Raw genomic sequence first — 14,538 nt, 5'->3', positions numbered from 1 at the left:
AACACGAGAAAATAAGCCTTAATTTTGCTTAACAAATGGATATTTAGAATTTGAGCCCCTCGATATAATTACAATGTTAACGCTTTCAAAATATATAGTAAAGGGGATATGTATATGCACAAGAGTTTATCTAAGTTATTTACTGTCATGATGGCTTTCTTCGTTCTAAGTTCATTTAGTGTAGGAAATGTTGGTGCAAGTGCAGATAATACCGCTAAAAAAGAAGATCAAGGGATTACTTTCTATCTGGTACGACATGGAGAAACGATATTCAATGTACAAGAGCGTATGCAAGGGTTCTCCGACTCTCCTCTAACAGAGAAAGGGATTGAAGTAGCCGAGAACCTGGGCAGAGGCTTGAAAAGCATTCCGTTCGTTGCCGCGTACAGCAGTACGAGCGAACGGGCAAGCGACACGGCCGATATCGTTCTGGAAGGCCGCAATCTCAAGCTGATCAAAGACAAGCGTTTGAAAGAAATCAATTTCGGTGACTTGGAAGGCGCTTATCAAGCAGATGTTATGAAGCATACAAACGTTGCTTCGTTCCAGAAACTCGATTACACCTCGGTGAACGGCGAGAATATGCAAGGCGTGTTCGAGCGGGCTAAAGCATCGCTGGATCAAATTGTTGAAGCAAACAAAACAAAAGGCGGGAATGTACTTGTCGTTTCGCATGGCATCACCATTCTCGATTTGGTGATGGGTCTCGACCCGAAAGCCTGGGATCTGAGCAAGGGCGGCTTGCCAAATTCGAGCGTAACGAAGATTCAGTGGAAAGACGGCAAATATACAGTGCAAAAAGTCGGCGATCAGAGCTATGCGGAAAACGGCCAAAACAAGCTCACGTTCTACTTCGTTCGTCACGGCGAAACACTGTTTAACGTGCAAAAACGGATGCAGGGCTTCTCGGATGCTCCGCTCACGGAAGAAGGCATCGAGGTTGCCGAGGATCTGGAACGAGGCTTGCATGACATTCCGTTCAGCGCAGCATACAGCAGCTCGAGCGGACGTGCGGTAGGTACGGCCGATACCATTTTGGAAGGCCGAAACATGATTCTGAAAACGGATAAGCGCTTGAGAGAAATGAACTTCGGTGACTTGGAAGGCGCTTATCAAGCAGATATTATGAAGCATGCAAACGTTGCTTCGTTCCAGAAACTCGATTACACCTCGGTGAACGGAGAAAACATGGCTCAGGTTTTTGCCCGGACGAAAGCGGCAGTAGACCAGATCGTTGCCGATAACCAAGGGTCGAAAAAGAATATCATTGTCGTTTCCCACGGCATCACCATTTTGGATTTGGTCATGGGGCTTGACCCTAAAGCTTGGGATATGAGCAAAGGTGGTTTGCCAAATTCCAGCGTGACGATCGTGGAATGGGAGAACGGCAAGTTTACGGTAGGAAAAGTAGGCGACACCAGCTATTTGGAAAAGGGCAAGGCACTTTCACATTAAGAAGTAGAACTGGTGCACACCTGTCTGCATAAGACAGGTGTGCACCAAATTAAGCCCCCTCACTACTATTCAATAATGATATTATTGGTACAGCTTAATTCATTTGAGAATTAAAATAAGGTAAGTGTTCCTTTGATAGGGCTTTTTCGATTAGCTCTTTATCGTAGCCATATTTTTGTAATGCAATGATAATGGCTTGTGTCCTGTCTGATCGTTTTCGTCTTAAATTAGATTCCAACTGTATCTCAAGTGGAACCGTAGGAATAGTGTACTGTCCGATTGTCACGTTCTTAAAATGGTTCCAAATATATTGTCCGCCTTCCCATATCCCATCCCCCTCCATAGAATCAGGAATTCCCGCTGAATTGGATATATGAACGACTTCCACTTTAAATCCATCGATGATCCAACTTCCTTTTGTCCAAGTAAAGCCCGAAGGAAAGGTTTGAGTGTATGTAGGTTCTTCTAAAGAAGATAACCAGTTGTCTCCATGAGGGAATTCACATTTATCCAAAAGAGAAAATCCCTTAAAAAGTTCAGCCAATTGTTCAATGCCTTCTATATTTTTTGTATAAATATCTACGTCTCCTGGCGTCATTTCGCAGCCTTGTAAAACTGAACCAACCGAGCCTACCAAGATCCATTCAAAATTCGATTTGATTTTGGATGAAAAATAAAGTTCACATACCTTTGACAAAGCTTGTTCCCAGCTACTCATAACTTCACCCCAAATTGATTTGATATCGATCCGAAATATTCAACAACCACCTCACGGAATTCCGAAGCAGCTCGTGAAATATATCGACTCTTATGCCATATTAAGGCTATCTCCCGTACCAATTTATGATTCTCTATTTGAAGATATTTGATGTCTTCTCGTGAGTTCCTTGCCGTACTTGGTATGAAGGCTAGGCCAATCTCGGCTTCCACAAGAGTGATTAATCTTGCAGGTTCATCCCCCTCATATACATATTTAGGCGTGAATCCAACCGATTGACACACAGAATCTATTAAATCGCGAGTTCCATACCCACTCTTTACACCGACAAACCATTCATCCCTTAGCTCTGCCAAAGATACACTGCTTCGATCAGCCAACCGATGCCCCTTTGGAACAGCCACGAGAATGGGGTCAACCAACACGATTTGGCATTCGATATCTTCCCCTTCAATAGGCGGTGAGGACAAGCAAAAATCCACCTCTCCTCTATCCAGAAGTGTAACCATCTCTTGCGTGGTCAGCATTTGCACATGAAATTGAATATCGGGTCTCTTTTTCCGAAACTCGCGAAGAATATTGGGCAATGTACTTGCGGTGGTCACCGCTAATTCGAGTGTGCTATGCTCCGGGTCGGATAAATCGTTAAGCTCCTGCTTCCCCTGCTCCAATTCAAACAGAGCCCTTTCTGCACGGCGGAGGAATCTGCTTCCGAACTCATTCAATCGCAGATTCCTCCCTACTCGATCGAATAAAGGGACCCCTAGATCCTCCTCCAAGCGCTGAATTGTTTTGCTTAGTGACGATTGCGTAACGTGCAGATTTCGTGCCGCTTCGGTCATATGTTCCAAACGAGCTACCGCGAGAAAATATTGCAGCTGAAGAAGTTCCATTTTGCACCCCTATTCATTCCTTCAAGTCAATGAGAATATAACATAAAATGCGTTGGAATGAATAACAAAATTCAAGTACGATGATATTAATAAGCTTTAGGGGGATTCAAAATGAGTGTTCGCAGTAGATGGTTAATGATTTCAGTGGGTCTAGGGATACTATTGAACCCTTTAAATTCTTCGATGGTTTCTGTTGCTATTCCAAGATTGCAAAATGTATTTCAACTTGACTATACAGATGTTTCTTGGATTATTTTTTCTTTCTACATTGCAAGTAGCATCGCTCAACCCGTCATGGGAAAGGCCAGCGATTTATTGGGTCGCAGAAAGATATTCCTTACCGGGCTTGTTGTAGCCTTCATTGCCTCATTGTTAGCTCCATTCGCACCAAGCTTCGCGTGGCTTATTGTGATCCGCATTGTGCAAGCCATTGGAACAAGTATGATGGTTGCCGTTGGAATGGCCATTGTGCGAATTCATATTACGGAAAAACAAGCGACAGCGCTGGCTGTTTTGTCCATCTTCCTATCCGGAGCGGCAGCCATCGGACCCTTTATTGGCGGGGTCATCATACACTGGTGGGGCTGGCCTGCTATCTTTTTCATCAATATTCCTTTCGTAGTAGTGAGCTTTATATTATCTTGGAGGAATATTCCTAACGAGGAGCCGTCACTAGCCGTTACACCGGGCATGTCCCCTCGCAAATGGTTGGATTGGATGGATGCCTCAGGAATCCTACTCTTCACATTAGGTCTGGTTGCCCTGCTCGTTGGATTACTCTCAGCAAAATCATCTGGGCATATCTCTTTAGGAAATGTTATTGTTTCGCTGATAGGCCTCGCTCTGCTGGGATTATTCGTACGACATGAATTAAAAGTATCCTCACCCTTTATTCCTTTACGCACATTCGCCAAATATCCTGCGATGACTTGGGTTAATGTGGAATTCATGCTCGTTAACGTACTTTATTACTCGCTCTTTTTCGGGATTCCATCCTACTTGCAAATGGTGCGTCATGTCAGCGAATTCCAAACAGGAATACTTATGCTAACCTTAGGTCTCTGCTCGCTTGTCACTTCACCAATAGCAGGACGATGGATCGATAAATCAGGACCAAGACCAGCATTGCTAGTGTCTGCAATTCTGATGACCTTGGGGTCGGTTTGGCTCGTGACATTGAACCAAACTTCACCGGTTATCAGCGTGTGTTTGGCTTTGGCTGCATTCGGGATTAGTAACGGGTTAAACAATGTAGGTATGCAAGCAGCGTTATTCCAAAGTGCGCCAAAAGAAATTATTGGTGTAGCATCCGGATTATTTAATACATCAAGATATCTGGGAACCATACTCTCTTCTTTGTTGATAGGGATCGTAATGGGAGGTAAGTTCAGCTTCGAGGGATTTCGAGTACTTGGGATTATATTAGCGGTTATTGCATTGGCTTTGGTATTCATGAATCAGCGGCGCCGGGAGCCAGGGCAATTACTTTGAGATTCTAGGATACATTTGTAAGATTCCCGGTCACTTTTTTTCTGTGAATAAATAATCGGGCTGGTGATAGTAAGTAAACAACACTAATCAATCCAAATAAACAGGCACTGACTTGAAAGGGCAACAATTCATTGCCCCAGCTTCCCAGCCAGCCTCCAATGAGAGGACCAATAACCACCCCTAAACCTTCAATAGAGAATAGTAGTCCCCAGCTTATACCCACGGAATCTTCAGGAATATAACTAGCCATTAAGGCATTCCAAGAGGGTAGCAAGGCCGCATACGCGCAACCGAGCAGAAGCGAGAGCCAGATGGCGCCGGAGAAGGAGCTAATAGAAGTTAAGCCGAACAGGGCAATCGCAAACACGCCGAACCCAAGCACTAGGAACCATTTCCCTCCGACTTGATCAAACCATTTTCCCATAGGAACAAGAAGAAGAACTACGCCTACTCCTCCCATAAATAACACGATAGACAGCTGAGAATGTGACAGACCCAAATGCGAAATAGCAAAGCTCGTTAGAAACGGAACTAGTATCCCGCCCGCTGTGGTCTGCAATAGCATACCTGGAACCAGAAACCCTCCCTTCTTCACTTTGTTCCATAGCGATACAAACTGTTGACCTACTGATATTTTTACGCTCCCTACCGACACCTTGTTAAGCTTTACAAGACCTACCATGATCCAGCCAGCAACGAAAAATAATCCTATCACGCCTAGGGACAGCGACAAGCCAGCACCAATTAACAGATTCATAGTCACAGGTCCCAGGCCTAAACCAGCCATCCAATAAACGTATAAGGTTCCCATCTGCTGTGCTCGTTGTTCCTCTGAAACCTGGCTCATACATAGAATCCAGATCGGAGAGAACCCAGCTCCCAAACAAGCAGAAGCTACAATAAGTATCCAAGGACTATGGGTGGTTACCATCAATAAAAGCCCAACAAACCCCAGGAAGAACCCACAATGAAGTACGATGCGACCGGAATATCTATCCAAAAGATAGCCAATGAAGCTTTTGATCAAGCTGTCCGTCAAATAGTGCGCGGAGACCGCAAGGCCTACTACTGAAGTTGTAAGCCCCCAGCTCGTTAATACATAAGTTGGTAAGAAAGCAATCAGGACAGCCCCTCTAATCCACTCTATAAAAAAAAGAATCATCGCGAGTCGGGCGAACGTTTGCTGTGGTCTTTCTACCTTGTTAGTAGTATCCATGAACCGTCTTCGCCTGCCCTTCAACAACCATAGATTTTACTGAGGTAACAGAAGGCTGTCGCATTTTAATAGCCTCTAAAGCTTCGGTAACGATAGCATTCGAGGCTGATTTTCGTGAAAAATCCTTCATATGCTGTTCCTTTCCTTCTCTGTACGCCGTATGCTCCAATCGATGAAGCTGCTCTATGAGCTGCTGTTCATTCCAAGCGATCTCTATCAGATTATGTTTAGACAACCATTCTGCATTGCCAGCCTCCTGACCAGGCAGCGGACGATAGACAATAACCGGAAGTGCTTGAGCCATCGCCTCAGTCAAGGTAATTCCGCCCGCTTTGGTCAACAGACAGGAGGATATGCACATGAGCTCCTGCATTTCTTCCGTATAACCCAAAATGTGAACTCGAGGGTTCCCTTGAAAAATCTCTTCTGTAGCTGCTCGAAGTTTATGATTATTTCCGCATATTACGATTAAATCGATGCTTGATTGAAGTAGCACGCGCTTGATTAAATTGCTGATGTCACTCAATACGCCATAAGCTCCTGCCGCAAGTAATAGATAGCGTCGATTTCCATCTAGCCCATGCTTGCGCATAAGCGCTTCACGATCCTGAGTCTGTTCAAAAGCTTCTCGAATTGGAATCCCACTGACAACAAGCTTCTCTTCTGCGATACCTGCAGATAACAGCGCTGCTCTCATGCTTTCTGTAGCGATAGAATACTTCGTGGTTTGTGGATGGAGCCATCTGCCATGAACAACATAATCTGTCATGACGGTGAATAGGGGGATACGGCTTCTTGTTTCTGTTGCAAGCTCAGCGGCGGCCAAATAGGGAAACGTATGAATAATAATATCCGGCCGAATCTCGTCGATAATCCTCTGCACTTTTCGTTTACCCAAAGAATGAATCAGTCTGCCCATGATGTGGTCTGGTTTCATCTTGCTCGTCATTGTGTACACTAGCCCATAAAATTCCTGAGTGTAACCCGTGCTGTTCAAATAGAATCTTCGGGACAGCTCATTCAGGCTTGGGTGAACTTCTGCGAAAAGATCCAAGGTGATGATCCGTTTTATTCCTCTGCGTCTAAATGAATGTTCAATCGCCTCAGCCACTTTCATATGCCCGTCTCCAAATGCCGAAGTTACAATGAGTACTTTAGGATTTGTGTTCATGAGAAAGCTCCTTTTTCTCTTGGCCTTCTCTAACTCTAACTCTGAAGCGTAAACGGATCGTGAAGGGATTCTTAACTGAATATTAACTTCTTCAATTTTTTCTAAAGATGATCTCATCGTAGCCAGTCTAGCTCACCTAAAAAAGCGATGACCTATGGCGAAAAAGCCAATAGTCATCGCTTATATAAGCTGATATTGATTCAATTATTGTTCTAGCTCTCGTGCACAATAACCCCTTTAGAAACACGCAGTTTCGTGTACTCTTCCATAACTGCCGGAATTTCTTTCAACGAAAACCGATGGCTAATCAATGGCTCAATCTGAACGATTCCCTTCTCAATTAGCGCAATAGATTCCTCATGGGTATATGGATTAATGAAAGAGCCCATGATTCGCAGCTCTTTTGTAAAAATTTCGAATGGAGAGACTTGAATCAACGTGTCCGGGGAAGCAACACCAAACATTAATACTTGTCCACCCTTACGTGATGCCTTTACCGCTAGCTCCATGGAATCCGCACGGCCTACACATTCGATGACAATATCAAATTGATGTTGGAGAGCTTCCATCACGCCTGCTGCTGTAGGAGATACAGCTTCATCCGCACCTAACTCGACTAATCGGTCATGTTTGAACACTTCCGGCTCACTGACAATGATTCCTTTAACACCTGCAGCTTTAACGAGCTGCAAGAACAATTGACCAATAAAACCACCACCGATAATTAGGACTTGATGTGTCGAACGAATATCCAGCTTCTTATAACCATGAAGCACACACCCTAAAGGTTCAATCATTGCCCCTTCGATCCAGCTCATTTCATCAGGCAACAAATAACAGTTCGCCACAGGAACAACGCAATACTCGCCCATGCCTCCATCACGAGTCACTCCAACAGCCTGCAAGTCATCACATAAATGCACTTTTCCATTCCGGCAGAAATAACAGTTCCCACAATAAATATTCGGATCTACCGATACACGGTCCCCCACCTGCAGCGTTGTAACCTCATCCCCCACAGCAACCACTTCGCCTGCAAGCTCATGTCCTAATACAATCGGAGCTGTCACCTCTGCAGACCCAGGGAATCCATGATAAATATGCTGATCAGTCCCGCAAATCCCGCAGCATTTCACACGAAGTTTAACTTCTTTGGAGCCAACAGCCGGAGCTTCCCAGTCCGTAAATTCAATGTGCTTTTTTCCTTGAAATACAGCCGCCTTCATATTAGCTCATCTCCTTAGTTCCAAGCTTCTGTAAACCCGCATCATTCATCGCTGTTACACGTAAGGTCTCCCAAGGCAGATCCCCGGCATCCTCATGATGTACCCGAACAATCTTCTCCTCACCCGGGATCAGATCAAAGAAATTATCATCCATGATTACCCAAGGAGCATCCAGTTCGATCATCACCATCCGTGCAACACGATCCGAGATCAAGCGGATCTGTCCATTCGCTTCATCCACGGAGATCTCAAGTTGTGCGGGTTGATAATCCATATCCTTATAATCTCTTAAATAGAGGACATACTCTTCTGTCACGTGCTTCTTCGAACGAAGTACGGCCACAACCTCGTGTGGACGATGCTGTTGTAATACCTCAGCCTCAGGCAATTTAGCAAAATTAACCCTACTGTTCGCTTCAACGGTCACATCGAAAGCACGCTGATATACAATCGTACCGTCCATCCGATAGAGCGTTAATTCCGCTTCATCCTGATAAGCCTCGCGCCGATCATTGATAGCCCATAGCTGCAGCGGCCCGTTCGGGTCATGATCGATACATAAGAGTATCGGTGCAAAGAATTTACGCGCATAGTGGTAGCTAGCCTTCGGCAAGCCATAGTAGTCAATGACAGACCAGCTTGTTCCCGGCCAGCAATCATTAAACTGCCAGAACAAAGCCCCACTCGTGTCCGGCTTATTACGGCGGTAATGCTCAATGCCATACCTTAAACCCTCTGCCTGAGTCAGCATCGAGAATTGAATATATTCATTGATACCCTTCGGGATCCCTGTAAAACCTTCCATGAGCATAATACCCTTTGGATAATGGACGTCTTTATTCCGGTACTTCATTTCATCGCTATCAAAGTGGAATTGATCGTCCGGCATGTTCTTCGCTAAGGTATAACGATTGGAAGAGGCATGCAGACCGAATTCACTAGCGAATTTCGTGAAGTCTGACTTGAATCGTTTGAACGATATCCCTTCAACACTATAATCCTGTGTCTGCAGTTCTCCAAACTGACGAGGCTCATTATTTCCATGCCAGACTTGCCAGTTATGGGTATCGCCCACATCACGCGAATTGTGATCATTTCCACCAAAAGGCGAGCTAGGCCAAAACGTTCGGGTTGGATCGAGTTGCTCCAATACCGCGGGCATGAGCTCATGATATATTTTTTCTCCATAAAAGGGATGTGTGATCTCACCGTTAGAGGACAGCGCCTCATACAACCAATCATTCTCGTTATTCCCGCACCATAGGGCAAGGCTCGTACGACTGCGAAGACGTTTTACGACCTGCTCAATTTCACGGTGAACATTATTCATGAAATTACGATTATAATCCGGATACAATGCACAAGCGAACATAAAGTCCTGCCAAATTAAGATACCTAACCGATCACATTCATCAAAGAAAATATCCCGCTCGTAAATGCCTCCACCCCAAGCACGAATCATATTCATATTGGCATCCTTAGCCATTTGAAGGAGATGCGTATAGCGGCTATTCGGCACGGTCGCAATAAAGCTATCAATAGGGATCCAATTTGCACCTTTGGCAAAAACTTTTACGCCGTTCAATACAAATGTGAAGGCATGATGCCCCTCTTCATCAAGCTGCATTAATTCGATCTTGCGTATTCCAAATGGCTGCTCATAGGTATCTATTTGCTCCCCATCGGCAAATATAGTAACACGTAATTGATATAAGAAAGGCGTTCCTAAATCATGGGTCCACCATAGCTTCGGGTCCATCACTTGCAAGGAAACTGAATGTTGAAGCGTGCGAGCTGTAATAGCCCCGTCAACCACAATACCTGAAACCTTGTCCAAAGAGACATCCGCTTCTGCAACAATCTTTGTACCCTCTAACAGTTCTACGCGCGCCGAATACGAACACTCACGATCAAAGGCATGTGCGCATAAATCCACATCGACGATACCCACTTGATCCTGGATCGAGGTTGTTCGAGCAAACACATTATCTAAATGTGCATGACGCCGTTTGATTAAATGCACCTCTTTCCATATGCCTGCACAGACAAGACGTGGACCCCAGTCCCAGCCAAAATGACTCTGCGCTTTGCGTGTCCATATCCGTTTCTTGCTAAAGCCCGACCAATAATATTGGATTTTATCGCCTGCGTGCACATGAACAGGATCAAATTTTACGGCAAGCGTATTTTTCCCCTTATTTAATTCACGGGTTACATCAAAAGAATGGCTGATGAACATATTATCTGTTGATCCAAGCTCCACACCGTTGAGATAAACGGTCGCATAGGTATCTAACCCTTCGAACAATAGCTCCATCTTCTCACCAAGTGCAGGTTCATCATCGTAGGAGAAAACCGTACGATACCACCACACCTTTTCTTCAACCCAACGACATTTCTGATCCTGGTGACCAAAGAATGGATCATCAATAATACCTTTCTCCCGAAGCGTTGTGTGGATATCACCAGGCACTGTGGTTGTCATCCAGAAATAATCAATGAACTCAGGTGAAGCAACTTCAAGATCCCGGGCTTCCCCAACACGAAAATCACGCAGCTTCCAATTATCAGTTAATTTGATGTTCATTCTCTTCATCATCTCTCCCAAATTAAAACGCCAAAACCACTTCGGTTTTGACGTTTTATTGTTATACGTATACCAAGCTATCTAAGATTTCTTGTACACTAAGTTCTGCACAAGCCATTGATGTATCCGCGACACCGTAATACATTTTGAGAACATCGCCTTCTACGAGTGCACCGCAAGAGAATACAACATCGCCGAAGAATCCGTTCTTCTCATAATCTGCTTCCGGTTCCATGATAGGAGCATCAGAACGTGCAATTACCTTTGATGGATCATTTAAATCAAGCAGGACTGCACCCATGCAATAACGATGTTCCAGCGTTGCCCCATGATACAGCTCCAGCCAGCCTTTATCGGTCTTGAATGGAACCGCACCGCCGCCAATCCGGCCGCTGTCCCACATGCCGTCACGTAAACCGATCAGATGCTTATGGTTGCCCCAATATAATAAGTTGTCCGATTCAGCGATCCATATTTCCGGATCTCCAGTGCTCTTCGTCGTTGGGCGGTGCAAGGCATAATATTTTCCGTTAATTTTCTCTGGGAAAATCAATACGTCTTTATTATCTGGTCCAAAGATCATGCCGTGATGTGTTACATTCACGAAATCTTTAGTTGATACCAGTGATTCTCCAACGCCTACCGGGGAGACTGCCGAGAAATAAATATAGTAGGTATCCCCAATTTGGGTTACACGAGGATCTTCCACTCCGAAGGTTTCCAGTGAATTGGAAGGGTATACGAATGGTTTCTCATCTATCGTAAAATGATGTCCATCCTTACTGCGGGCAATTCGGATGTAGGACAGTGAAGTCAAATACTGGAATGTAGCACTTTTGGATTGATTCTTGATCACTCGCGGATCAGAGAAGTCGAAACGCTCATCATCCGTATTCAGATCAATAATGTCCAATTCATTGGTCTCCGGATTATAAATCGGAGCTTTCACAATTTTCGGATTCTTGCTGATTGGACGCTCAGCTACACGAAGAAACATTAATACTTCACCATTATAGCTAGCGATACCAGCATTAAATGCACCAATCACTTCAAAGTCATCATGATATGGCTTGACATCGGCTGGTGTAATAAGTGGGTTTTGTTCATAACGATAGATTTTCATGTTGTAATAACTCCCTTAACCAAGTTGATTTCATGCTTATAAAGTTTCAAATTGAACAAATGGATCAGGGATTGTCGCACGTTGTGCTTCCGCATCGCTGATACCTGCATATAAATGAGCTGTACCGTCACTTTGGCGAACAAGCCCTCCGCTGAATACGACATCCTCTAAATCTGGCCGTTTGGTTGCACCCGGCAAGAACTGGTTGCGTACAGCAATTATTTGAATATCCGAGTATTCACCTGTTGCCGGATTAATAGCGAATACCATCGGGTAATAGTGACGATTGCCCGCATCATCAAAAGATGCGATATGCCCAAGGACACCGAGAAGTCCGTTCTTCAGCAAGTGTGCTTCATTCGCACCGCCCCACTCTTCATCAATGAACTGTCCTTCCAATAGCGGCGTTTCCTCGATCAATGGAATGGATAACTCGTCCAACGATGAAATTCGGGTAAAGCCGATTTTACCGCGGCCTCCTTTATCTCCTTGTGGGCGGGTCAGGACGCCGATACTATCTTTTAGGTCAACAAGACGTAAATCCTTCATGCCATCCGGACCTTTAAAGAATAATTCCAAGTTCGCGATGTTCTTCCCGCGGTAGAATACTGTACGCCACATTAAAGCATCAGCCTTTACTGGATGCGGATAAATTTGAACGCCTCCAACAATCAGCTCACCATTAATTCTGGTAAAGAGCGGATCTTGAAGTTCTAGGACTGGTGCTCCTTCACGCGGAACCCATTCACCATCACGCTCAACGAAAAAAACGACATCCGAATGCTCACTATCACGAGATTCAACTCGTCCTGCAATCACCCATTCATTCTCATCTTCAAAAGGTGCTGTAATGTTGTAGACATCTTTGTGGCCTACACCTGTGAATTTTAATTTCTTGATATCTGTTACTGCAGCGTTATTCATCGCAAATTCCTTGAGCAGTTGTTCACATGTTTTCACAGCAGTCTTGTGCAGTTTCATAATAATAATAACCCTCTCTATTTAAATAATAGCGGCTCATGCATCCATATTGCGGCTTCATTCGGCATCAGAGTTACTGAGTCTGAGCCGCTCACTTTATCTCGGCGACTTGATAAAACAAAAGTTGCTTTCCCATCCAGTAACGCTCTAGGAGCAATCTGCACGCTCTGGTTGTCATAGTTCAAGGCCACGAGCGCTTTGGTATTACTTTCTTTCAATGTCCTTACGTATAATATAAGATTGCCTCTGCGTTCCAGCACATCATAATCCCCGAACTGAAATACGTTCTGTGTATTGCGCAAATGGAGAAGCTTTTTATAATAATGAAGCAGTGAATTCGGTTGATTCCATTCGGATTCCACGTTTAATTGCTCATAATTCGGACCCATGCCAATCCATGGTGTTCCTGATGTAAATCCGCCATATGAGCCTGCATTCCATTGCATTGGAGAACGGGACGCATCCCTTCCCTTCGCATTCGCAATTTTTAAGGCTTCCGATGGGGTAGCCCCCCGCTGTAGTGCGATTTCATATGCATTCAAACCTTGGATATCTCGCATGTCCTCCAGCTTATGGGCTACGAAATTCCGCATTCCAATTTCTTCGCCGAAATATAGGAAAGGTACACCTTTAGCGGTCAAGGCCAGTGTTGCCATAAGGCGGGCCCGTTCTTCCTCAATCTCCGCATCCCCGTCACTAAAGCGCGAAATAACGCGGTCCATATCATGGCTGCCGAAGAATAACGTAGGCATCTGATCCGCACCGTGTACCTTCTCCATCGTCTTAAGCTCGGCGAATAAGTTCTCTGGACTAAATTCCTTCTGACTGCCCAGATTGAAATTAAAGACCACATCAAACTTACCCGTTCCGCTGTAACGCTTCAGCATGTCCATATCTTCGGAGCCAACCTCACCCACCATGAACATTCCACTATGAGCATGAACAAATTCACTAATTTCCTGGATGACTTCCAAAATTCCATCTTGATCCTGGTCATGCACATGCTTCTGTTCACCTGTTGCTTCATCCATCGGATTATCTGGGAATTGATCGGAAACCGATAAGAAGTTGATAACATCCAACCGAAACCCGCTTACGCCTTTGCCCAGCCAATAAGCCATAACATCCTTCATCGCTTCTTTTACTTCAGGATTCGCCCAGTTTAAATCGACCTGTTCTTTCGCAAACCCATGATAGTAATACTGTTCCGTGGCAGCATCCCATTCCCACGCAGTTCCGCCGAAAAAAGACTCCCAGTTATTCGGAGCTCCGCCGTTCACAGCGTCCTTCCAAATGTACCAATCCCGCTTCGGGTTCGTCTTTGAGGATCGGGATTCTTTGAACCACGCATGCTCTGAAGACGTATGGTTTAAGACAAGATCGGCAATCACTCTGATCCCACGAGTCTTCGCTTCCTGGATAAATCGTTCGAAGTCCTCCATCGTTCCAAAATCCGGATCAATTTGGCAATAATCTGCAATATCATACCCGTTATCTACTTTAGGGGACGTATAGAACGGTGTTAGCCAAATGCCCCCAATTCCAAGATCCCGCAAATAATCCAGCTTGGAAGTAAGACCTTTGAAATCACCAATCCCATCCCCGTTGCTATCACAGAAGCTTGGCATATACACTTCATAGAATACCGTCCTTTTCCACCACGGCTTTTCCAATCGA

General features: G+C 44.8%; 11 protein-coding genes. 2 read left to right on the top strand and 9 right to left on the bottom strand.

The genetic code is table 11. The annotated features are described in order from the left end of the window. Positions 1–114: 114 nt before the first annotated feature. On the top strand, positions 115–1,455 hold the full coding sequence (locus tag NSS67_RS11225; RefSeq protein ID WP_339319604.1) for a histidine phosphatase family protein: 1,341 nt from the start codon (positions 115–117) through the stop codon (positions 1,453–1,455). A gap of 94 nt (positions 1,456–1,549) precedes the next feature. On the opposite strand, the gene NSS67_RS11220 is transcribed toward NSS67_RS11225, so the two are convergent. Together NSS67_RS11220 and NSS67_RS11215 are read right to left on the bottom strand one after the other, a co-directional pair. Further along, the gene (locus NSS67_RS11220) at positions 1,550–2,173 is read right to left on the bottom strand and encodes a hypothetical protein (protein ID WP_339319603.1); all 624 of its coding nucleotides are present in this window, start codon (positions 2,171–2,173) and stop codon (positions 1,550–1,552) included. Next, positions 2,170–3,066 (bottom strand): LysR substrate-binding domain-containing protein, encoded by an 897-nt coding sequence (locus tag NSS67_RS11215; RefSeq protein ID WP_339319602.1) that lies wholly within the window; start codon positions 3,064–3,066, stop codon positions 2,170–2,172. The genes NSS67_RS11220 and NSS67_RS11215 overlap by 4 nt, the downstream gene beginning before the upstream one ends. 111 nt (positions 3,067–3,177) lie before the next feature. Between NSS67_RS11215 and NSS67_RS11210 the strand changes: the two genes are divergently transcribed. After that, positions 3,178–4,557 carry an MFS transporter gene (locus NSS67_RS11210; RefSeq protein WP_339319601.1) on the top strand — a complete coding sequence of 460 codons (1,380 nt, stop codon included), beginning with the start codon at positions 3,178–3,180 and terminating at the stop codon, positions 4,555–4,557. A gap of 4 nt (positions 4,558–4,561) precedes the next feature. Here the strand turns inward: NSS67_RS11210 and NSS67_RS11205 are convergent, their stop codons facing one another. From NSS67_RS11205 to NSS67_RS11175, 7 genes are all read right to left on the bottom strand, one after another. Further along, positions 4,562–5,773 (bottom strand): MFS transporter, encoded by a 1,212-nt coding sequence (locus NSS67_RS11205; RefSeq protein WP_339319600.1) that lies wholly within the window; start codon positions 5,771–5,773, stop codon positions 4,562–4,564. Further along, the gene (locus tag NSS67_RS11200) at positions 5,760–6,944 is read right to left on the bottom strand and encodes a glycosyltransferase (RefSeq protein ID WP_339319599.1); all 1,185 of its coding nucleotides are present in this window, start codon (positions 6,942–6,944) and stop codon (positions 5,760–5,762) included. The genes NSS67_RS11205 and NSS67_RS11200 overlap by 14 nt, the downstream gene beginning before the upstream one ends. Positions 6,945–7,156: 212 nt before the next feature. Next, positions 7,157–8,170, bottom strand: coding sequence for a zinc-dependent alcohol dehydrogenase family protein (locus tag NSS67_RS11195; protein ID WP_339319598.1), 1,014 nt, complete (start codon positions 8,168–8,170; stop codon positions 7,157–7,159). Between the two features lies 1 nt (position 8,171). Continuing rightward, the gene (locus tag NSS67_RS11190; RefSeq protein WP_339320574.1) at positions 8,172–10,751 is read right to left on the bottom strand and encodes a glycoside hydrolase family 2 protein; all 2,580 of its coding nucleotides are present in this window, start codon (positions 10,749–10,751) and stop codon (positions 8,172–8,174) included. A gap of 67 nt (positions 10,752–10,818) precedes the next feature. Beyond that, on the bottom strand, positions 10,819–11,880 hold the full coding sequence (locus NSS67_RS11185; RefSeq protein WP_339319597.1) for a glycoside hydrolase family 130 protein: 1,062 nt from the start codon (positions 11,878–11,880) through the stop codon (positions 10,819–10,821). A 36-nt stretch (positions 11,881–11,916) separates the two neighbouring features. Next, entirely contained in the window at positions 11,917–12,861 is a 945-nt protein-coding gene (locus tag NSS67_RS11180; protein ID WP_339319596.1) for a DUF1861 family protein, read from the bottom strand. 17 nt (positions 12,862–12,878) lie between these two features. Beyond that, positions 12,879–14,534, bottom strand: a complete 1,656-nt coding sequence (locus tag NSS67_RS11175) for an alpha-glucosidase (RefSeq protein WP_339319595.1) — start codon at positions 14,532–14,534, stop codon at positions 12,879–12,881. Between the last annotated feature and the right edge of the window lie 4 nt (positions 14,535–14,538).

It is taken from the genome of Paenibacillus sp. FSL R10-2734, from assembly GCF_037963865.1.
Classification (GTDB): domain Bacteria; phylum Bacillota; class Bacilli; order Paenibacillales; family Paenibacillaceae; genus Paenibacillus_AQ.
The sequence above is the reverse complement of the archived record's forward strand: the minus strand, read 5'-3'. Positions and strand labels throughout refer to the sequence as shown.